19 protein-coding genes and 1 riboswitch are annotated in these 21,118 nt (G+C 58.2%); of the genes, 13 read left to right on the top strand and 6 right to left on the bottom strand.

Annotated elements, in window-relative coordinates; genetic code table 11:
* The first annotated feature begins 164 nt into the window (after positions 1–164).
* Together ACYVHC_RS00995 and ACYVHC_RS00990 are read left to right on the top strand one after the other, a co-directional pair.
* The gene (locus tag ACYVHC_RS00995; RefSeq protein WP_460611794.1) at positions 165–1,139 is read left to right on the top strand and encodes a tryptophan 2,3-dioxygenase; all 975 of its coding nucleotides are present in this window, start codon (positions 165–167) and stop codon (positions 1,137–1,139) included.
* A 51-nt stretch (positions 1,140–1,190) separates the two neighbouring features.
* Positions 1,191–1,925: a TonB family protein gene (locus tag ACYVHC_RS00990; RefSeq protein WP_460611793.1), complete on the top strand. Its 735-nt coding sequence runs from the start codon at positions 1,191–1,193 to the stop codon at positions 1,923–1,925.
* 74 nt (positions 1,926–1,999) lie between these two features.
* Here the strand turns inward: ACYVHC_RS00990 and ACYVHC_RS00985 are convergent, their stop codons facing one another.
* Together ACYVHC_RS00985 and ACYVHC_RS00980 are read right to left on the bottom strand one after the other, a co-directional pair.
* Positions 2,000–2,527 (bottom strand): DUF2911 domain-containing protein, encoded by a 528-nt coding sequence (locus ACYVHC_RS00985; RefSeq protein ID WP_460611792.1) that lies wholly within the window; start codon positions 2,525–2,527, stop codon positions 2,000–2,002.
* A 131-nt stretch (positions 2,528–2,658) separates the two neighbouring features.
* Complete coding sequence (locus ACYVHC_RS00980; protein ID WP_460611791.1) at positions 2,659–3,222, bottom strand: DUF2911 domain-containing protein; 564 nt, start codon at positions 3,220–3,222, stop codon at positions 2,659–2,661.
* Positions 3,223–3,460: 238 nt separating this feature from the next.
* On the opposite strand from ACYVHC_RS00980, the gene ACYVHC_RS00975 reads away from it, so the two are divergent.
* Positions 3,461–3,841, top strand: coding sequence for a hypothetical protein (locus ACYVHC_RS00975; RefSeq protein WP_460611790.1), 381 nt, complete (start codon positions 3,461–3,463; stop codon positions 3,839–3,841).
* A gap of 9 nt (positions 3,842–3,850) precedes the next feature.
* On the opposite strand, the gene ACYVHC_RS00970 is transcribed toward ACYVHC_RS00975, so the two are convergent.
* Complete coding sequence (locus tag ACYVHC_RS00970; RefSeq protein ID WP_460611789.1) at positions 3,851–5,161, bottom strand: MFS transporter; 1,311 nt, start codon at positions 5,159–5,161, stop codon at positions 3,851–3,853.
* Positions 5,162–5,281: 120 nt separating this feature from the next.
* Positions 5,282–5,488: riboswitch (cobalamin riboswitch) on the top strand.
* Between the two features lie 204 nt (positions 5,489–5,692).
* Between ACYVHC_RS00970 and ACYVHC_RS00965 the strand changes: the two genes are divergently transcribed.
* From ACYVHC_RS00965 to ACYVHC_RS00945, 5 genes are all read left to right on the top strand, one after another.
* A complete protein-coding gene (locus tag ACYVHC_RS00965; RefSeq protein WP_460611788.1) occupies positions 5,693–6,100 on the top strand; it encodes an acyl-CoA thioesterase in 408 nt (135 codons plus the stop codon).
* 149 nt (positions 6,101–6,249) lie between these two features.
* Complete coding sequence (locus ACYVHC_RS00960) at positions 6,250–6,576, top strand: hypothetical protein (RefSeq protein ID WP_460611787.1); 327 nt, start codon at positions 6,250–6,252, stop codon at positions 6,574–6,576.
* A gap of 154 nt (positions 6,577–6,730) precedes the next feature.
* On the top strand, positions 6,731–8,305 hold the full coding sequence (locus ACYVHC_RS00955) for an NAD(P)/FAD-dependent oxidoreductase (protein ID WP_460611786.1): 1,575 nt from the start codon (positions 6,731–6,733) through the stop codon (positions 8,303–8,305).
* Between the two features lie 100 nt (positions 8,306–8,405).
* Positions 8,406–8,765: a CoA-binding protein gene (locus ACYVHC_RS00950; protein ID WP_460611785.1), complete on the top strand. Its 360-nt coding sequence runs from the start codon at positions 8,406–8,408 to the stop codon at positions 8,763–8,765.
* Positions 8,766–8,959: 194 nt separating this feature from the next.
* The gene (locus ACYVHC_RS00945) at positions 8,960–9,394 is read left to right on the top strand and encodes a hypothetical protein (protein ID WP_460611784.1); all 435 of its coding nucleotides are present in this window, start codon (positions 8,960–8,962) and stop codon (positions 9,392–9,394) included.
* 77 nt (positions 9,395–9,471) lie between these two features.
* Here the strand turns inward: ACYVHC_RS00945 and ACYVHC_RS00940 are convergent, their stop codons facing one another.
* Positions 9,472–11,784, bottom strand: a complete 2,313-nt coding sequence (locus ACYVHC_RS00940; protein ID WP_460611783.1) for a gliding motility-associated C-terminal domain-containing protein — start codon at positions 11,782–11,784, stop codon at positions 9,472–9,474.
* Between the two features lie 357 nt (positions 11,785–12,141).
* Between ACYVHC_RS00940 and ACYVHC_RS00935 the strand changes: the two genes are divergently transcribed.
* From ACYVHC_RS00935 to ACYVHC_RS00925, 3 genes are read left to right on the top strand one after another with little or no spacing between them, the layout of a single operon-like run.
* A complete protein-coding gene (locus ACYVHC_RS00935; RefSeq protein ID WP_460611782.1) occupies positions 12,142–12,720 on the top strand; it encodes an RNA polymerase sigma factor in 579 nt (192 codons plus the stop codon).
* Positions 12,701–13,519 carry a hypothetical protein gene (locus ACYVHC_RS00930; RefSeq protein ID WP_460611781.1) on the top strand — a complete coding sequence of 273 codons (819 nt, stop codon included), beginning with the start codon at positions 12,701–12,703 and terminating at the stop codon, positions 13,517–13,519. Before ACYVHC_RS00935 ends, ACYVHC_RS00930 begins: the two co-directional genes overlap by 20 nt.
* A 26-nt stretch (positions 13,520–13,545) precedes the next feature.
* Positions 13,546–14,691, top strand: a complete 1,146-nt coding sequence (locus tag ACYVHC_RS00925; RefSeq protein ID WP_460611780.1) for a porin family protein — start codon at positions 13,546–13,548, stop codon at positions 14,689–14,691.
* Between the two features lie 166 nt (positions 14,692–14,857).
* On the opposite strand, the gene ACYVHC_RS00920 is transcribed toward ACYVHC_RS00925, so the two are convergent.
* On the bottom strand, positions 14,858–15,604 hold the full coding sequence (locus ACYVHC_RS00920; RefSeq protein WP_460611779.1) for a TrmH family RNA methyltransferase: 747 nt from the start codon (positions 15,602–15,604) through the stop codon (positions 14,858–14,860).
* Here ACYVHC_RS00920 and tamL point away from each other — a divergent pair.
* Complete coding sequence (tamL, locus tag ACYVHC_RS00915) at positions 15,595–18,210, top strand: translocation and assembly module lipoprotein TamL (RefSeq protein WP_460611778.1); 2,616 nt, start codon at positions 15,595–15,597, stop codon at positions 18,208–18,210. The genes ACYVHC_RS00920 and tamL overlap by 10 nt on opposite strands.
* A 97-nt stretch (positions 18,211–18,307) precedes the next feature.
* Here the strand turns inward: tamL and ACYVHC_RS00910 are convergent, their stop codons facing one another.
* On the bottom strand, positions 18,308–20,437 hold the full coding sequence (locus ACYVHC_RS00910; RefSeq protein ID WP_460611777.1) for an alpha-ketoacid dehydrogenase subunit alpha/beta: 2,130 nt from the start codon (positions 20,435–20,437) through the stop codon (positions 18,308–18,310).
* Between the two features lie 115 nt (positions 20,438–20,552).
* Between ACYVHC_RS00910 and ACYVHC_RS00905 the strand changes: the two genes are divergently transcribed.
* Positions 20,553–21,098 carry a GNAT family N-acetyltransferase gene (locus ACYVHC_RS00905; RefSeq protein WP_460611776.1) on the top strand — a complete coding sequence of 182 codons (546 nt, stop codon included), beginning with the start codon at positions 20,553–20,555 and terminating at the stop codon, positions 21,096–21,098.
* The last annotated feature ends 20 nt before the right edge of the window (positions 21,099–21,118 follow it).

The raw sequence follows: 21,118 nt of genomic DNA, 5'->3' as shown, positions 1-21,118 counted from the left end.
ACCTAGGGGGCCAAAGCAGCGTAAGGCAACGCACACCGGCGGCAGCAAGCCAGCCCAGCCGAGACAATGTTTTACTACCCCCTCGTAGCCGCTCAACCCATCGTTGGTATTTTGCCATCTTTGCAACGTAGCACCCACTACGCTCCACCCTCCGCCCTTTCCCTATGACCTCTTTGGAAGATGAATTTTCGCCAGCCGTGCTGGCCCAGCTTCGGCGCCTGCAGGAGCGCTATTCCGCCGATGACCAGGACCTGGCCGGCTACCTTGAAGGCCTCTACCACACCCGCTACTTGGGCTACTGGGACTACATTCAGCTGGATACGCTGCTAAGCCTGCAGCGCCCCCTGACCTCTATCCCCGACGAGCGGATTTTTATCATCTACCACCAGATTACGGAGCTGTATTTCCAGCTGTGCTTGTGCGAGTACGAGCAGCTAGGCAACCTGCAGCAGCCAACCGTGGAGGAAATTGTGCTGCGCGTGGGCCGCATTAACCGCTACTTCGAAAACCTGATCGACTCGTTTGATGTGATGGTGGACGGCATGGACAAGCAGCAGTTTCTGCAGTTCCGGATGGCCCTGATGCCGGCTTCCGGCTTTCAGAGCGTGCAGTACCGCATGATCGAGCTGGCCAGCACCAGCCTCAGCAACCTAGTACCCGAGGAGCGCCGCCGCCTGCTAGGCGAAGCCGCCGCCCACGATGAGCTAATGGGCTGCATCTATTGGAAATCGGGCGCGACGGTAGTTGAAACCGGAGCCAAAGCGCTTACCCTCGTAGAGTTCGAGAAGAAATACGGCGAAAAGCTACTGGAGCACGCCCGCCACTTTGAAGGCCGCAACGTGTGGGCCGTGGTGCAGCGCCTGCCGCCCGGGCCCGAGGGCCAGCAGCACCCGCGCCTGCTGCGCCAGCTTAAGCAGCTGGATGTGTGCGTAAACGTAAACTGGCCCCTGATGCATTACAAGTCGGCGGTGCGCTACCTCGAGCGCCGCCCCGATGCCATTGCTGCTACCGGTGGCACTAACTGGAAGCAGTATCTGCCTCCCAAGTTCCAGCGCCGCATTTTCTATCCTCAGCTCTGGACCCAAGAGGACCTTGCTGACTGGGGCAAAGCCTGGGTAGAAAGCGTGCTGGGCGGATAATAGTTCTTTGCTATTACACTACATACACTTTACTTGATATACGTACCTAGTATGAAAATACCCGGCTTGCTTGCCTCCTTGCTTCTGGTTGCCACTGCGGGAGTGGCCCAGGAAACCAAAAAAGTGGAAACCCAGCTGGGGCGCTACGAAAAGGAAACATACTACGTATTGCGCAGCAAGCCCAACGTAAAACACGGGCCTTTCACCCGAATGCGGGGAGCTCAACCTAGCCTTACCGGGTTTTATAAGCTAGGGCTCCCCGACAGTACCTGGACTGAATACAACCGAGATGGTACGCGGGCGGCCAAGGGCACATTTTCGCGGGGCCAGAAAGTAGGCGCCTGGGACTATTACTCGCGCGGTGATACCCTTATCCAGACCTACGACTACACTAGCCAGCAACTGCGCTATGCCCTCGTAACTCCCAAAGAGCGGGCCACCTTGTACACAGTAGTAAGCGGCTCTGAAACCCAACAGTCGTTGCTGGATCGGCCGGCTATGTACGTGGGCGGGCAGGCGGCCATGCATGCCGCCATGGGCTCCCAGATGAGGTATCCGGTGCAGGCTATGCGCAAGAGAACCCAAGGTGAGGTTCGTATTGAGTTTATTGTGGATGCGCAAGGCCATGCGTCTGGCCATCGGATAAAGTCCGGCATCAGCCCAGAATGCGACCAAGAGGCACTACGCGTGGTAAAGCTCATTCCGGACGCCTGGCTTCCGGCGCTGCTTCAGCAGCAGCCAGTAGCAACGGTAGTTGAGGTTCCTATCAACTTCAGGATGATGTAAAACACTTCGGGCCGCTACCCTTTCACCTTGCGGAGAGGGGTAGCGGCCCGAAGTGCGTTGCGCCGGATTGTTATCTACTTCACCGTGAAGCTAACCTGCGAGTTTTCCCAGGCCATAGTTACCACTCCAGCTTTGTCGGTGGAGATGGTGAACTGCTCCACGGGCTGCAGGGTATTCGTGGGCTTCACCTTCAGCCGAAGGGCGTCTTGTTTGGCATCGTACTTATAGGAGCCCCACTGCTCAGCAGTTTTGTTGAAGATGATGGTCCACTCCTTTTCCGTAGGGATAGTAAACAAGGCATATTTACCAGCAGGCAATGCTTGGCCATTGATGGTAACGGCTTTTTTAGCTTCAAACGTAGTAGCCTCGTTGGCTCCGGTGCGCCACACCTGGCTGAAGGGCACTAGCTCGCCGAAGATTTTCCGGCCTTTCATGGAAGGGCGGCTGTACTCTATAGTAAAGTCGGCTCCCGTCACCGTAGCAGCCGGGCTCGGGCGCTTCGACTTGTCTTCGGCGGGATTCTGAGCAAAAGCCGGTGCCATCAGCACCATCAGGCACAGCCAACTCAGCGTGAAAATAATACGGGCAGGTAGCGTTTTCATGGGCAGTAAGGCTTGATGGATGAACACTTGAGAGTCAAGAGCTAGCTAGTAAAAATTCCGACGCAACGCAATGATTAATACCTAACGCGGAGCTGATTACCGCTTTATAACCAACCAATTACCCAAAGCGACTACTGCGGGGCCTCACGTACCACGAAGCTGACTTGAGTATTCTCCCAGGCCAGGGTTACCTCACCGGCTTGGTTGGCCGTTATCAGAAACTGCTCTACCAGGCCGGTAGTAGGCGCCGGTTTGGCTTGCACACGCAGAATATCTTGCTCCGGCTGGTATTCGTAGGCACCCCACTGATTAGGGGTCTGGTTGAAAATAATTGTCCAGGATTTTTCCGTCGGGATGGTGAACAGGGCGTAGGTGCCGGCTGGCAAGGGCTGGCCCTGCACCAGCACGTTTTCGGTTACGGTGAAGGTAGTAGCCTCATTAGCCCCGGTGCGCCACACTTGGCCATACGGAACTAGGCCCCCAAATATCTTGCGCTCCTTAGCTGAGGGACGGCTGTAGCGAATGGTGAAGGTAGCATTGGTTACGCCGCCAGTTACCGTGGCCTGGGGACTGGGGCGAGTGGGCTTTTCTTCTGGATTTTTTTCTTGAGTACAAGCCGCAACTCCTACCAGTAGCAGAAGCGTCAGCAGATTAAAATACCGCGTGAGCGGGTGCATATAGGACATGAGAGTCATGTAAGAATGAACCGGGAACCTGAATTACAGTCCCGTACCGAGTGTGGATGAGAAGGTGGGAACCTTAGAGCAAGAATTATACCTTAACTACGTTGAGCGGGTTGCTTTCTTTGCCAATGTTGCGTTAAAACGCCCCGAAAAATGCAACCTTTCCGCTAGCATACTCACTCTTACTACGTAATCGCTTTTCATTTACTTACACCGTATGTCCTTTCAGTTTCCTAAAAAAATACAGTTTTTGACACTCCTTGCGCTTCCTATCCTGCTGGGTGCCTGCCAGTCCCTGGAGCAGAAGGAAGACTCCTGCGTCACGAACGTGCTAGCGCCTGTAAGCGCGCTTTCCAGCGTAAAAACCGGCACTACCAGCACCCCGCTGGAAGTATACTACACCATCCCGATTGTGAACAGCTGCGGCCAGTTTGTAAAGCTGGAGGAAAACCGCCAGGGCAACAATATCTACCTGAGCCCGCTGGTTCGGTACGAGGGCTGCGTGTGTGCGCAAACGAAAACCGACTATAAGGGCACGTATACCTTCACGGCGGCGCAACCCGGCAAATACGTGGTCCACTTTCTCAAAGCTGATAATGCCGTGCTCACGGATACTCTCACCGTGAAGTAATTCGCGGCGCTACTCGGCCTCTATGCGGGAGGTAGTGCGGGTGTCGGGCATGCGTAGGTACACGACCAGGGAGGCGGCAGCGCAGGCCGTCACGTACCAGTAAAACCACTGCTCTACCCCGCGCTCCTTGGCCAGGAGGGCAATATACTCGGCAGTACCTCCGAAAATGGCTACCGTAAGCGCATACGGCAACCCTACTCCCAGGGCTCTGATTTCAGTCGGGAATAGCTCGGCTTTCACCACTGCATTGATGGAGGTATAGCCGCTGACTACTACCAGTGCCACCACAAGCAACCCAAACGCCGCGCCGGGCCCGGAAGCATGCTCCAGGGCCTTCAGCAGCGGCACGGTTAGCAGTGTGGCACCTACCCCGAAAAACAACAGCACCGGCCGACGCCCGATTCGGTCGGAAACGGCACCTAGTAATGGCTGCAGCAGCATCGCTACCCCTAGGGCACCAAAGGAAACCAGCGTCGCCTGCCCCTTCGTGAAGCCGGTAGTATTCACCAGAAACTTCTGGATGTAGGTAGTAAAGGTGTAGAACACAACCGTGCCGCCCAAGGTAAGCCCCACCACCGTCAGGACTTCGCGCGGGTGGCGGAGCAGCAAGGTTAGTTGGCTGGGCTTGTTTGCTTGCGCTTCGTCGGTGGTGGCGTGGCGGGTGAAGGCATCGGTTTCTTCCATGGCGCGCCGCAGATACAACGCTACTAGGGCCGCGGCCGCTCCAATACCGAAAGGCACCCGCCAACCCCAGGCGTACATTTGGTCGGAGGTTAAGGCCTGTTGCAGACCTAGCTGCACAAACAGGGCCAGCAGTTGCCCGGCAATCAGGGTGACGTATTGAAAGCTGGAAAAGAAGCCCCGGTTGCGCTGGTCGGCCATTTCGCTCAGGTAGGTAGCCGAGGTGCCGTACTCGCCGCCCACGCTCAGGCCCTGTAGCAGGCGCGCCAGCACCAGCAGCACCGGCGCCGCTACCCCAATCTGCTGGTAAGAAGGCGTGAGGGCAATGAGTAAGGAGCCGCCACACATCAGGAGCACCGAGGCCAGCAGCGCCGCCTTGCGCCCGGCGCGGTCAGCGTACACGCCCATCAGCCAACCGCCCAGCGGCCGCATCAGAAAGCCCACTGCAAAAATGGCCGCCGAGTTAAGGAGTTGCGCCGTCAGGTCGCCCTTCGGAAAGAACGCTGGCGCGAAATACAAGGCAAACGCCGAGTACACGTACCAGTCGTACCACTCCACTAGGTTGCCCACGGAACCGCTAAAAATGGAGCGGATGCGCGAGGCCATGGTGCGCGGCGCCTGAGAAACAGAATAAGCCATAGGAAGGATGCGAGGAAAGCCAGCGGCCGAAAATAGCGGAATACCAGTAAGCGCCGGCAGTGGTCCGCGCATCTGTGCCAGGTTCTGCTACCTTTGGCGAATCGTTCTTTGTCTGTTATTCCAGTCAGACGAGCGGCAGGTTGCTGGCCCTAGGCCAGCACGAAAAGGGAACCGGGTGCAACTCCCGGACAGACGCGCTACTGTAAGTACCGGCGGCCTACGGGCCGCGGCTGCTTTCCGGTTAGCCCATTGCCCGGCATGTACCCGGGTGAGAAGGGCGGAAAGCAGGGTACAAGTCAGGAGACCTGCCTGCCGCTGTTGATGAGAAGGTTCCTTCGCGACTTGAGGGCCTTGTCGGGTGCTGCTATGGAGCTCGTTGAAGTATCCCTCTACCACTACTAGGTATCTGCGGGGGTGAAAGGCACGAACGCACCTAGCACCTCGGTAAGCGCATTTTAGGCTAGCAACAGGACCCCACGGAGGCAGACCAAAGCACTAGCTGTGGTTTCACTTTTCACCTTTCCTGCTCTAATGTCAACGCTTGCCGAAAAAATCAGCCGGGCCGAAACGCGCATTTTTAAAGCCGTTTTTCCCAACACCACCAACCACTACGATACCCTGTTTGGGGGCACTACCCTGCACCTCATGGACGAAGTGGCCTTCATAACTGCTACCCGCTTTAGCCGCCTCAAAATGGTCACGGTGTCATCTGATAAAGTTGACTTTACCCACCCTATTCCTGGGGGTACCTTAGTTGAGCTGATCGGGCGCGTGGAGCACGTAGGCAACACTAGCCTTAAGGTGCGAGTAGAGCTGTTTGTGGAGCAAATGTATTCCGAGGAACGACACCGGGCTGTGTCGGGCTTATTCACGTTTGTGGCCATTGATGAGCACAAGCGTCCAGTCCGGATTCTGAGCCCCGATGTGGCTGCCGTATAGGAAACGGGCCATTACTGCTTGCCGAGATGCTACGAGGTGAGTGCTTCGAAACAAGCGTGTTACGGGTGAGTTACAGGATTATTTTTATAGGAGACTGAACCTTTATTGTCGTGTTTCACGTTTGAAATGCCGTTCCCTTGTCCTATAGTATGGCAACTGAAAAGAATTACTCACCTGAAATGAATGCCCGTTTGGAACAGTCATTTCGGGAAGCGGATGTAGCCCGCGAAGAACTAACCGACTCTATGGCAAATTCAGTGGCCGCTAACTGCGACCTACTTCACCACGGCCTTGTAAGCGCCAAAGGGTTAGAAGTTACAACCGAAATGTACCGGCATCTGCTGGGCAATCTGCTACGCCATCCCTCCGGCGAAGTCCGGACGCAGGCGCTAACGCTCTTCAACGAATCGATGGAGAAATTCTGGCCCCGTTTGCAGTCTTCCTCCGGAGGAACGCCATCCGAGGGGCACTACTAGCCCCACGCCATTTTTCACTGGTTCCGCACCCGTATATAAGCCTCGGAAAGCTCGTTGCAGCTTTTCGGGGCTTTTTGCTGCTTTAGAGCTGCGTATCTTTGCACTTCCGTTACAGTCCTTACGGTTCAAAGGCTAACTCCCTTTCACCTTTAGTATGCCTACTACCCAAGAAATTGAACTGCTGCTCCCGCCGGAGGTAGCTTTCGATGAGCTAGCCCGCTACCGGGCCTTGCTCGATGCCGCCGGCCTAGTGCCTGGCCAGGCCGATTTTGTGCATTTGCGCAAACGCTCCATTGATGCTCGGGGCCGCCAGCCGCTCGTGCGCCTACGCGCCGACATCTACCAGACCCCACCGCCGGCTGAGCTGTTTGGCCCCTGGTTTACGTATCCTGATGTCAGCCAGGCCCGTCGCTCGGTCCTTATAGTAGGTGCCGGGCCAGCCGGGCTGTTTGCGGCGTTGCGAGCTATTGAGCTGGGCATAAAGCCCATTGTGGTGGAGCGCGGCAAAGACGTACGTACCCGCCGCCGCGACCTAGCCGCCCTCAACAAAGAGCACCTGGTCAACCCTGACTCCAACTATTGTTTTGGAGAAGGCGGCGCCGGCACGTATTCCGATGGCAAGCTCTATACCCGCTCCACCAAGCGCGGCGACATCCAGCGGATTCTGCGCCTGCTGGTGCAGCACGGCGCTACCCCCGATATCCTCGTCGATGCGCATCCGCACATTGGCACCAACAAGCTGCCCTATGTGGTGGCCGCCCTGCGTGATAGTGTGCTGCAAGCTGGGGGCGAAGTGCACTTCGAAACCCGCGTGGATGACCTGATTCTGGAGCACAACCACTTACGCGGCGTGGTAACGGCTAGTGGCCAAGCGCTGGAAGCCGATGCCGTGATTCTGGCTACTGGCCACTCCGCCCGCGACATTTATGAACTGCTGCACCGCCGAGGTGTGCTGATTGAGGCCAAGCCGTTTGCCTTGGGTGTGCGCGTAGAGCACCCGCAACAGCTCATCGACCAAGCCCAGTACCGCCGCCAAGACCGGGGTGTACTGCCAGCTGCTTCGTACTCTTTGGTGCATCAAACCCAGTGGAAAAGCCAGCAGCGTGGCGTATTTTCCTTTTGCATGTGCCCCGGCGGCTTTATTGTGCCGGCAGCCACCGCTCCGGGTGAGGTGGTGGTGAATGGCATGAGCCCTAGCCGCCGCGATTCACGCTTTGCTAATTCCGGTATAGTAGCGGCCGTGGAGCTAGAGGACATGGATGTGCGCCAGTACGGGGCCTTGGCGGGCCTGCGGTTTCAGCAGCAGATTGAGCAGCGCGCCTGCCAGTTGGCCGGCAACACGCAGCTAGCACCCGCCCAGCGCCTCGGCGACTTTTTGAAAAGCAAAGTTTCGCCGGAGCTGCTGGAAACTAGCTACCAGCCCGGTCTCGTGTCGGTGCCGATGGACAAAGTGCTGGGTGCAGGACTGGCGGAGCGGCTGCGCCAAGGCTTCCAGAACTTTGGGCGTAAGATTCCGGGGTACGCCACCAACTTGGCTCAGATTGTGGGGGTAGAAAGCCGCACCTCCTCGCCCGTCCGGATTCCGCGCGACCGGGACACGCTGCAACACCCCGTGGTACGCGGCCTGTTTCCGTGCGGCGAAGGTGCTGGGTACGCTGGCGGTATTGTGTCGGCGGCTATGGATGGGGAGCGGTGCGCCGAGGCCGTTTTGGCTTCTATTAGGGCCTAGTACATGGCTGCTAGCCCGCTTTTGCTCGTATAACCTCAGCACTACGTTTTCCTTTCTCACTACAAACAGCCGACGGCCTCAGGCTGAACGCTCGCAGCATATGAAAAAGACCCTTGTTCTTGGGGCTAGTGATAACCCCTCACGCTACGCCTACCGGGCGGTGCATCAGCTTAAAAACCACGGCCACGAAGTGGTGCCCGTTGGTATTCGTAAAGGCCAGGTGGCGGGCCTTGATATCCGGACGGACCGCCCCACGGCTACCGATGTGGATACGGTAACGCTGTACGTGGGCCCGCAAAACCAGCCCGGCTGGTACGATTATATTCTGGACCTAAACCCCAAGCGTATCATTTTCAACCCCGGCACCGAAAATCCGGAGCTAGAGGAGCTGGCCCAGCAGCGCGGCATCCGCACCGAAGAAGCCTGCACCTTAGTTATGCTTTCGGTAGGCCAGTACTAGCCTTCTAAGTATCAGTAACCCTGCTCGCAGCGCCCTACTCTCTGAACCACGTTCAGGCGGTAGGGCGCGGCTTTGTTTTATTCAGGCTAGTTACGATACTAGACCCTCCTATTGATTCAACCCGGCACAAATATTGTTCAATTCAAGAAATCAGATTTTTGCTGCCTTTTTACTTATCCTTTTTTGCTACCTATATGAAAAAAGCTCTCCTCTTGCTTATTCCGGGTGTATTTGCGGCAGCCAGCTGTGTTACGCAAACCGGGGATGTGGCTCCCTCCCATACCGTTCGGGTTAATATCCGGGCCACCAACATGACGAGCGGTTATGCCGCCGATATGCGGGTGCTGATGGATGCGGGAAAAAGCACAACCACGGTATATTCTAAAAACGCTTTTCAGGGCAATGAAACGTTCATGCATGAGGAGAAACCGGTAGCCGCTGGTACTACCTTTACTGCGGAGGTTGGTTTTCAACCCGTTTCAGGCCAGGCCGGCGCCGTCCCGATAAACACGACACTGACGGCTACTATTTTGGTGGATGGCGTGGTAAAAAACACGGTTACGCTTACGGGCGCTACCCCCGTAAATACGGCAGGCGCCCGAGCGGCTACTATTTCGGCAACGTTGTAAGCAGCTACTACCCTTCTTATAAACCGAGAAAGCTAGATCACCTGTGGGTCTGGCTTTCTCGGTTTCAAGCACCTAGGCTAACGGGCAATTTCAAACCAGCCTTTATACGACCTACCGTTATCCAGCGTGAAAAGATAGTAGTACATGCCCGGCACACAGCCCTCACCACCAAAAGTATTCTGGTAGTTGCGGGTGTGGTACACCTGCTTGCCATAGCGGTTGTAAATGGCCAGCGTGTTGCTGGGATAAAGCCGGACATTATCAATGGTAAGCACGTCGTTTTTCCGGTCGCCATTGGGGGTGATGATATTGTAGAAGCCCAGCTTATTCTCAAACGAAACGCAGGCATCGTTGGAGCGGGAGGTTCGCGGGGTAGCATCCGTACTCACTGCCTCTACCCGAAAGCACTGCCCGAAGCCAGCCGGACCGCTAGGTAATACCGCCGAAAGCGTAGTTCCGCTGACGGTAGCTACAATTTCCGGCGGGCCAGTATCGGCTACACGGCTGATGCGGTACTGCTGCACCACAAAGCCTTCGTAGGGACTCCAGCTTACCTGTACCGTGCCGGGCACACGCGTATCAGGAGCTTCGGTGGCGGTAGCCTTGGTTAGGATGGTAGTGTGTTGTTGGCTGCTCAGCACGGTTCCGCAGGCGTTCAGCAACTCCAGTCGATAATGGTAGGCGCTGGCATCGGCGTCTAGGCCCGTATCTAGGAAAGTAGTGGCCGTATTGGCTGCGGTGCCTACGGTGGCAAACGGACCAGTGCTGCCGGCTGCACGCCGCAGTACGCGCACCTGGCTCACATTAACGGCATTGTTCGGTACAGCTAAGCTCAAGGTAATGCTGCGGTCAGATGTGTCAACGGAGGCGGCATCTAGCTGCACCTGGGCGTTATCGGGTTTCAGGGTAAAGCTGGCTGAGCACCCGCCGGTCTGTGCTACGCTCAGCACCGTGTTACTAGCCCCCGGCGGCAGGCTAACCTGCACGGTATTGGTACCCTGCCCCTGCACTATCGCTCCCTCAGCCACAGACCACTGGTACGCTTCACCGGGCAGACCGTTCACGGTGTAGAGAAGGGCGCTAGCCCCTTCCGGGCAGTAAAAGGGCGAGCCGGTGATAGTGAGCGGCACTACAGTTATGCGGAAAACGGTAGCCCCGGTTTTCTTATTGCAGTTTTCGTCGGTGCCAGTTATCAGCACATCATACGGAACGGGGCGGGCATCACCACAACGGGCGTCAAAGCGAAACTGTGCCGTAACTAGGGCAGTACCACTTACGCTCACTACCCCTACGCCACTGCCCACGGGCACTACTCCCGGGTTGTTATTGCAGGTGGCGGCGTAGCGCCCGGGGCCATCAAGCAGCACGCTGCTAGCCCGCAGCGTAAGAGGCAATCCTTCTGGGTCAGTGGCTGATACTCCAAATTCGAGACGCTGTCCTTCCACTACTGTTAGGTTGCGCACATTGCCGGTGGTAGCGGTCAGGGTTGGGGCACCATTGGGCTCGCACAACCGCGTCAGGAGCTGTACATCGCGCCGGGTGGTGCCCAGCAGAACCTCTTGGCCATTCACGGTTCGATATTCTTTTACATCAACGGCCACCACAAACGCCCCACTCAGCGGCGAGTAGTACCGGCTAACGCCCGTGGCGGGGTCAATTTGGGCGCGGCCGCCGACGCCAAACGGCTGCAATACGCTGTAGCCGTTGGTGTAGGGCAATGCAGTGAACGGGTAGCTGTCATCGTCAGGCGCGCTTCCCTGCACCCCGTATGGCGTACTGAAGGAATAGCTAAGCCGGTCGCCATCGGCATCGTAGGCGTTGTTCAAGATCAAGCTGGTATCGCCCCGGCAAATAAACACAACGGCCGTATCCGGAAAAACCGGCGAGGTATTGGGCAGCGCCGTCGGGGCCATCTCCGAAAACAACGTCATGGAGTAGCGGCTCGAGGAAAAAATGTTAGTGATGCCGGCATTCCGCGCCGTAATGTTGCAAACGGCAAAAAAGCCGGCCGCCGATGCAGGCAGGCTTACCACCGTCCGGTACTTGGCCAAGGCCACAAAAACCGCACTACTGTTGGGCAGCGCACACCCACTACCAATGGCCGGATTCACATCTACCAGACTGATGCGTGGGGCTGTTTCCGTGGCAATAGCGCTACTATTGATTGCTTTATCATAAAAGTTGATCAGTACGCTCGCGCTGCCATTGGGAATTGCCGAGTTCTTGTTGATGTAGTGCACCACGGTCACCTCATAGCGAAATGGCGTGCGGCCCGCACCGTTGTTATCGAGGTATCGGTAGGTTATTTCGCCGCCCATTAAGTGAGAGGCCGCAGCCGGAACAGCAGCAAGCAAGCCCAGCAACAGGCAAAACCAGAGTAGAAATTTCATAAGCAAATAGGCGTAGGATAACTCCGCGTAGCAGGTGACTGAAAAGACAACGCCACAATACCGTTTGGGCCCTGACGATACCTAGCAAGCCGCCAAGCCACTGACCTTACTAAAGTACTCTGTAAATCAACGACGCGACTATATAGTTACTATAGCAAACCGCGCCGGGGTCAGAAAGCGAAAGGAAAACAAGAACTTTGCTTTTGGTTCTAGCCGGCTGAGCCCTCCATTTTGTGTTTGAAAAAAGGTTGTAGGCTGCGTTGCTACTTTTTTTTTCTTCCAGGCAACCCTCCCCTGCTAGGCTGCATCTAGCCCCTCAAACAAACTGCTATTGCCCGAACTTTACTCCTGCTTCCCGTGACTGATGCTGACCTCATAGCCGCCTGCCGCCAGGGTAGCAGCCGGGCCCAAAAACTGCTCTATGAGCGGTTTGCCGGCCTGATGCTCTCGGTGTGTCTGCGTTACCTGCGGCGGCGCGAAGATGCCGAGGAAGCCCTTATCGTAGGGTTTACCAAAGTGTTTCGGGCCCTTGATCAATACCGGCACGAAGGCTCGTTTGAAGGCTGGATCCGGCGCATTGTGGTGAACGAGGCCCTCGGGATGCTCCGCCGCAAAGAGCCCATCCACATGGCCATCGACGATTTGACCTACGACACGCCCGCTACCCCCGCCGAGGCCGAAAGCCAGCTCAACGCCGATGACATGCTGGCCCTGCTGGCGGAACTGCCCGCCGGCTACCGCACAGTGTTCAACCTCTACGCTCTGGAAGGCTACACCCACCCCGAAATCGGCGAGCTGCTCGGTATTTCGGAAGGCACCAGTAAGTCGCAGCTCAGTAAGGCCCGGGCCATGCTCCAGCGCCGCCTCGCGGTAGCCAGCACCCAGGCCCGCCCCACCTCCTCAACGAAAGAAGTATATGCAACCGGAAGATATTGATAAGCTGTTCCGCGACCGGCTCCAGGGGCATGCTCCTACACCGCCGGCGTTTATCTGGGCTGAAATAGAAGCCGAAATTCAGCCCCGCCGCAAGCGTCCCGCTATTTGGCTGGCGGCCGCGGCCGTAGCCTTGCTCACGCTGCTCGGTGGCGCTTGGTGGGTGCTTACGGGTGCCAATCCCGGTGGCCTGGGGCAGCCCGAGCTGGCAGCTAGCACGCCCCGGGCTTCGGTCCCCGCTACTACCCCTGAAATAATTTCACCCCCCCAGGCAACCACCCCTAGCGCTTCTCCATCTAGCCCCATAGAAGCCCCGGCCGACGAGCCGGCATCCGTAGTGGCCACTACGGAACCCTCCCTGGAAACCCGGTCTCGGGGTGTACAACCAGACCCCGCTCCAGTGAGTCGCCCCCTCGCCCGGCCCCGCGCTTCGGCACCGCGCCACCTGGCTTTGGCCAGCTCAGACGCACCCCAGGCCCCTAGCGTAGCTTCGGCTACTCCTACCCGGCCCGCGCTTACGGCCCAGCCCCAAGACCCGGAACTGGAGCGCCCTACTGCCTTGCCCACGGCCACGGTGGCTTCCACCGGCCCCATTGAGGTAGAAGTTCGCTCGGCTGCTGAAATGCCCGTTATGGCCGACGCCAATACCGCCCGGCGCCCTCGCCTGACTTCCCTGATTCGGCAGGCCCGTAACGCTGTGAAAGGCGAGCGGGTGAGCCTCACGGACGCTGGCCTGCCGGAATCGGTAACGGTGCAGGCCCGGGTAGCTGGGCACACGCTTACCAAAGTCATTCAACTGTAACTCTCCCCGCTTTTTGCGCCTTTTTTATGAAACGCTACTTCACTTTCCTCGCCTTCCTGCTGCTGAGCCTGGCCACCACCGGCACCTCCCAGGCGGCCTCTGGCACCCCCAACGATGACACCATTCTGGTGAAGCTCCCTAACCAGGCCACCATGACACTGTACGTCAAAGACAAGGCCCAGCTGCGCCAGATGCGCCAGTATAAGCTCGACTCCCTCATCGTACTGCTCGATGCCTACATCACGCAGGCCGAAGCTGCCGGCAAAAACTCGAAGTCGGAGCAGGTGACCATGGAGTTTTATCCGGCCAAGGAGCAGCCCGGCAAGCAGGTGCCCGAGCAGATTCGGATTACGGTGCGCAACCAGGGCCCCGGCAGCAAAACCAAATCGGCTGACCATGTAGACGTAACGCTAGGCCGGGTATTTGGGGTAACCGTTGATGAAAGCACCGACGGCGGCAACGACCACGTTTCGGTTCGGGTGGGCACCTCGGCCAAGTCTGACTCCATTCGTGATGTGGAGCGGAAAGCCAAGCAAGAAGAAAAAGCAAACCGCGCCGTGCATAGCAACTTCAACGTTGACCTAGGCCTGAACACGCTGGTAAACCGCGAAACGCTGGTGGGCGGCGAAGATTTTGAGCTGCGCCCCGTGGGTTCCCGCTACCTGAGCCTGAACTGGCACTACGATATCCGGGTTGGTCAGAAAGGCTCGCCCCTCCACTTGGTTACCGGCCCGGAGCTGGCCTTCAACAACTATATGCTCGATAAAAACTACCGCTTCAGCGACGTGAACGGCCGCACCCTGGTAGTGAAAGACCTGGACCGCGACCTGGAAAAAAGCAAACTGGCCGTGACCACCATCAACCTGCCCCTCATGGCTGTGCTGGACTTCCAGGATAAGAAAGGCCGCGACGCCTTCCGCATCGGGGCCGGCGGATTTATTGGCTACCGCCTGGGTTCGCACACCAAACTGAAGTACGAAGACGAAGGCCGCACCCGCAAAGACAAAGACCGCGGCAGCTACAACCTCGAGGACTTCCAGTACGGCGTGCAGGGCACCATCGGCATCCGCAACATCGATTTGTTCGCCAAGTACAACCTCAACGATACCTTCAAAAGCAATCGCGGGCCCCAGGCTCAGACGCTCAGCTTCGGCATCTCGCTGATCAACTAACGCAGGCTACGGCCCCGCACATTATCAAAAGAGGCCCGGCAGCAGATGCCGGGTCTCTTTTGTTTTTACTAGGTCATCTACCAGCGCAAACCGTGTCAACCGTATCAAGCACTAGCCTCCTGACATGCACAAACCGCTATGGACTGCGCGCTATAATGCCAGCGGCTTACTGATTCCGATAAAAGTTATCCAGCAGGATAGCGGCTGAAACGGCCACGTTGAGGCTTTCGGCCTGGCCGCGACCTGGAATGTGAAGGCGCTGGGTTAGGCAGGCTTCTACCTCGGGCGTGAGGCCGTGGCTTTCGCTGCCCATCACCAACACACCGGTGGGCTGCAATGTCAGGCGGTGCACGTTGTCGCCGTGCAGGTCGGCGCCATATACGGGCAGCGCTGCGGGCAGGGCGCTTAGCCAGGCGGGCAATTCGCGCTGCCACACGGGCACGCGGGTAAAGGAGCCCATGGTGGCAGCCACGGTTTTCGGGGCCCAGGGGTCGGCGCACGTTTCAGAGCACACCACCCCGCCTAGGCCATACCAGTCGGCCAACCGGATGAGCGTGCCTACATTACCGGGGTCGCGCACCTGGTCGAGGGCTAGTAGAAGCTGGCCGGGCGCCGGTTTCAGTGGCGTTTCTTCGGGAAGCTTCGCAATGGCCAGGGCCGTTGTATTGGTGCTGAGCGTACCCAAACGGGTTAGTTCTTCCTCCGAAACTATATCCACAGGAACTCCAATAGGCAGCTCCTTGCGGATTTTCTCATGGAAATCAGCCGTAAGGATGAGTCGTTCCGTTAGAATCCCGGAACTTAGCAGCTCCCGCACGCTTTTGCCGCCCTCCACCAGGAAAGCGCCGTGCCGGAGACGGTACTTCTTCAGGTGCAGCGCGTGCACGTATTTCGCTACTGCTTTTGAAACCATATACGCAGATTAACGGCCGGCCCGCTAACGGGCTGTTTTTAGGAAAATTACCACTCCGGCTGGCGCTCGGCAGTTTGCTGCTGACCAGTGGGCTGAACAGTTGTTCGCCAACCCGCCTGCTGCAGCCGGGGCAGCGCCTGCTGAGCCGGGTAAAGATTGAAGGCGCGGAAAAGGCCGATGCTGAGCGCCTGCAAACCTTGGTGCAGCAGAAGCCCAATAGCACGTTTCCGCTGCCAAAGGTAGCCATCTACCAGCTAGGTCGGTCATTTTATAACCCGGAGCGCATTCAGAAGAAGCTGGAAGAAGAGCGCACCCACTACAACCAGCTCATCTGGGAAGCCGGCACCGACTCGGCCAAAGCCGGCAAGCTCCTGACCAAGCGGGAGCGGCACGTGCGGCGCCACCAGCTAGCCTTGGATAAAGGCAACGCCATTATGCGCCTGGGCGAGCCGCCCGTTATCTACGATTCGTCGCTGACGGCTACGTCTACGGAGCAGCTGGGTACGTTCCTGAAGTCAAAGGGCTTTTTCCGCAACTCCGTCACGGCCACCGATACAGTCCCGACGAAGCTGTTCTCGCCGTTTCGGGTCCTGACGTTTCGCTCCCCCTTTCACTCCGATTCGCAGCGCGTCACCGTCGTGTACCGCATTCACGAGGGCCCGGCGTTCAAGTATTCGCAGCTCGACTACGATGTGCAGGACACAGCCGTAGCGCGCCGGGTACTCGGCAGCCAGCCTCAGAGCCTGCTGCACGTAGGTGACCAATACGATGAAGAAGTAATTGGCAATGAGCGCAGCCGGCTGGAGCTGATGCTTAAAAACGAGGGCTTCTATGATTTTCGGCAGCAGTACATTACCCTGGAAGCCGATACCAGCTTTGCCCCTACCACTGTGCGCCTGCGCACCATCGTGAGCAAACCTACCCGCGGCGAGCAGCACCGGCTCTACACCGTTCGGCACGTCAACTTCATTACCGATGCAGGCCTAGTGCGGTTTGGCCAGCAGCGCGACACGCTTGTCCGCGACTCGGTTTTCTACTTAGCCTATAAGCACCGCTTTTCCACCAAAGCTCTCGACCGCAAGCTGGCCGTGCGCCCCGGTGATAGATACAGCTTGGAGAACACGCAGGTAACCCAGCGCCAGCTGGCAGGCCTTGACATGTTCCGGTTCAGCAACGTAACGTACCGGCGCGACCGGGAGGCGGCCCGCGACTCGGCTAGCGGCGTGCTTGATGCTACCATCAATGCCTCACCGGCCAAGAAGTTTCAGGAAACCGTTGAGCTAGGCGGCACTTACATTGCCCGACTTGCCGGGCCGTTCAGCAACGTACGCTTCAAAATCCGGAATGTATTTGGAGGCGCGGAGCTGTTGGAATTTGGTTTGCGAGCCGGCTTTGAAGGACAGTTTAACGCCATCACCGGCAATCCGCAGCTGACCACGCAGTTGGGCGCCAACGTGAACCTAGTGCTGCCGCAGTTCTTGGTGCCGTGGCGCAGCAGCCGCTGGCTTGCGCGCTACAACCCACGCACCCGCCTCAACGGCAGCTATACTTACGTCGACCGGCCCGAATACACTCGCACGAACATTGAGGCCACGTACGACTACATCTGGCAACGCTCCGTGTACCATCAGTTCGTGCTTACGCCGATTGACGTGAGCGTTATCCGGACGCCGTTTATCACCGACTCCTACTACGAGGAGTTGCGGCGGCTGGCGCTTACGCAGAACACGCCCCTGCTGCGCAGCTTCGATAACCTGTTCATGCCCAGCATTAGCGCTACCTCGCTCTACAATTCCAACGATTTCAACCAAACCCGCGACGGGCGCTACTTCCGCCTGTTTGGCGAGGTAGGCGGCATTACGCGCGGCTTCTATCAGTCGCAACCCCTGGTAGTGAATGCCAAGCCCGGCCAAAACGACCGGCTGAAAATCTACGACTTCGCCAAGCTTACGGCCGATTACCGTCGCTACCACAAACTTTCGCCCGAAACCTACTTTGTGTACCGGCTCTCGGGCGGGGCCGTGCGCGCCCTCTCGCCTACCACCACCCAGACCCGCGGCGAGGATGGCGTCATTATTCCGGGCAGCGACAATACCCAGCTGCTGGTGCCGTATGATAAATACCTATTTGCGGGCGGTAGCTCCAGCGTGCGGGCCTGGAAACCACGCCGCTTGGGCACTGGTAGCGCTACCCAATATGAGCTCGATGAACTAGGTAACCCGGTTATCGGGGAAGATGGGCAACGAGTGCGCAACTACGACTTGGAGCAACCCGGCGAACTGCTGCTGGAGGGCAACGTAGAGTACCGCTTCCCGATTTACAGCTTTATAAAAGGCGCTGTATTTACTGATTTCGGCAACGTCTGGACGCTTCGGGCCGACCCGTTGCGGCCGGGCGCTCAGTTTAAGCTCAACCAGTTTTACCGGGAGTTTGCCGTGGGCTCGGGGTTTGGCCTTCGGCTGGATTTCAGCTTCTTGATTCTGCGCCTCGATATTGCCACCAAGGTGTACGACCCCACCGCCCCAGGCAGCAAGTGGGCCATCCGCAACATCAGCTTCGGCGAAAACCAGACGGCCCTGAACCTGGGTATTGGGTATCCTTTCTAAGCATTACTTCGATACCAGAAGAGGAGGCCGGTTGGTCGTTCGCTAGGCCCTAGCGAACGACCAACCGGCCTCCTCTTCTGGTATTGGTTTAGCTGTTTTACCAGCCTAGCAACTCACTCAGGGCCGTAGCAACTTTCTCGGGGTTAGGCAGCATTTGCTTTTCCAGCTCCACGTTGAGGGCAATGGCGGGCAGGTTGGCGGCTCCCAGCGTAAACACCGGCGCATCCAGCTGCTGGAAGCAGTGCCGCTGAATACGGCCGGCCAGGCTTTCGGCAAAAGAGTTCAGCAAGGGCTCTTCGGTTAGGATAAGCGCTTTACCGTGGCGGCGCACCGCCGTTTGCACGGCCTCCCAATCCAGCGGATTGAGCGTGCGCAAATCCAGAATTTCAACCTGACCAGGAAACTGCTTGCTGGCTGTTTTGGCCCAGTGCACGCCCATGCCGTAGGTTATGACCACGCACGATTCACCATTGCGGAGCTTAGTGGCATCGGCTTCTTGGGCAATGGCTGCTTTCCCTAGCGGAATAACATAGCCCGCCGCGGGCTCCGTGGTTTTGGCATCTTCCGTGCCAGGCACTTTGCTCCAATACAGGCCTTTGTGCTCTAAAAGCACCACGGGGTTGGGGTCGAGGAATGCTGCCCGGAGCAAACCTTTCATATCGGCCGCATTGCTGGGGTACACCACCTTAATACCCCGAATGGTGAGCAGGGCGCTTTCGATGGAGCCGGAATGATAGGGGCCACCACCGCCATACGCGCCCACCGGCACTCGAATCAGGCTTTGCACCGGAAACTTGCCATTAGAGAGGTAGCAGGATTTGCTCAGTTCTTCTACCAGCTGGTTGAGGCCGGGCCAGATGTAGTCGGCAAACTGAATTTCAACAATAGCCTTGGCTCCCACGGCACTCATACCGGCCGTGCTACCTACAATGTACGCTTCCTGAATGGGCGTATTGAACACGCGGGCATCACCGTACTTTTTGGCCAGCAATGCCGCCTCCCGGAAAACACCACCTAGCTCGCCGCCCACATCCTGACCGTAGAACAACGCCTCCGGAAACTCGCGCAGAATGTCATCCACGGCGTGCAGTGCAGCATCCACCATCAGGGCTTTGTCGGCGCCGGCGGGGCTTCGCTCGCCTTGCTCTTCCGTTACAACTGCTGGCGCGAATTCGTGGTCCTGGAACGTAGTTGGATCAGGGTTTGGAGCCTGCAGGGCACGCTCGTAGTCCGCTTGCACGGTTGCGCGGGCCTCGGTGCCTAGGGCGGCTAGCTCCTCCTCGGTAACGCCCCGCTCCAGGAGTTGCTGATGGTAGCGGGGCAAGGGGTCGTTGAGGGTGTGCTGGGCGAGGTTGTCGCCGCGGTACCACTCGCGGCGCACGCCGCTGGTGTGGTGGCCTAGCAATGGGCACTTAGCATGCACCAGCACCGGGCCGCGGCGCTGGCGCACGTACTCAGTGGCTTCTTGCATGCCGGCGTAGCTGGCCAAGAAGTCGGCCCCATCAAACTGCAGGCGGTGCAGTCCTTTAAAGCCGGCGGCAAACTCGTAGGCGTCCATGGCGCGCATTTCGCGGCTGGTGGCTGAAATCCCCCAATCGTTGTCCTGCACCAAGTAAATAATGGGCAGCTGGTGCAGCACAGCCATCTGCAGTGCCTCGGCCACCTCGCCTTCCGTCATGGCACCATCCCCGATAGAGCACAGCACTACCGGCGGCAGAGCGCCAGCCGGTTCTGGTTCGGTTGCGGAGCCCCGGGGGGCTAGTCCCTGGCTTTCCAGATACTTGATGCCGTGGGCAATACCGGTGGCTGGAATGGCCTGCATGCCGGTAGCCGAGCTTTGGTGCGGAATGGTAGGCACGCCCGGCCGCCGCAACGACGGATGGCTGTAGTACGTGCGCCCCCCGGAAAACGGGTCGTCGCGCTTGGCCATAAGCTGAAGCATCAGCTCATACGGCGCCAGCCCCATGCCCAGCAGCATGGCATCGTCGCGGTAATATGGGGCGGCATAATCGGCGCCGGTGAGGTGGAAGGCAGCTGCCAGCTGAATGGCCTCGTGGCCGCGGGCGGTGGCGTGTACGTAGCGGGCCGTCACGGCCTTATTTTCTTCGTAGAGGCGAGCCAACTCATCGGCCGTGCGCATCAGGCGGTAGGCCCGCAGCAGCGTGGCGCGGTCGGGCCGGGTGGTAGTAACTTCGGTTTCCAGGGACGGGGCGGCTTGCGTGAACATGGATGGGTGGTGGGTTCGATGGCGAAATTACAGCATCCGACGCACAATATTTGGGTTAACCCAGAAGTGCACCCTAGTATGCGTACTGGCCTAATCATTTTACCTTCGTGCTACTATGTCTGCTGATCTGATTATCTCCGCTGCCACCGAATCCGACATTCCGGACCTGGTGGCCCTCGTAAACCGCGCCTACCGCGGCGAGGCCTCCCACCAAGGCTGGACCACCGAAGCTCACCTGCTAGAGGGCCAACGTACCGATGCCGACGATCTGCGCGAGGCCCTGAACACGCCGGGTGCTACCATTCTGCAAGCACGCTCGGCGGCTGGTCAGCTGCTGGCCAGCGTGTACCTGAAAAATCAGTACCCCGACCTCTACCTCGGCATGCTTTCCGTTGACCCCGGCCAGCAGGCCCGCGGACTGGGCAAGCAGCTACTAGCTGCCGCCGAGCAGCAAGCCCGTCAGCTTGGCTGTTCGGCCATCCTGATTTCGGTGATATCCGTGCGCACTGAGCTGCTGGCCTGGTATGAGCGCCTGGGCTTCCGGCGCACTGGCGAAACAATGGCTTTCCCCCGCGATACACGTTTCGGCATTCCGCGGCAGCCGCTGGAGCTGGTGCTACTTCGTAAGCCGCTAGGCGAAGATCAAAGCAGCAAATTTTAATTACCTGACCGCTACCGCTT

This window comes from Hymenobacter seoulensis (genome assembly GCF_054780535.1).
The sequence above is the reverse complement of the archived record's forward strand: the minus strand, read 5'-3'. Positions and strand labels throughout refer to the sequence as shown.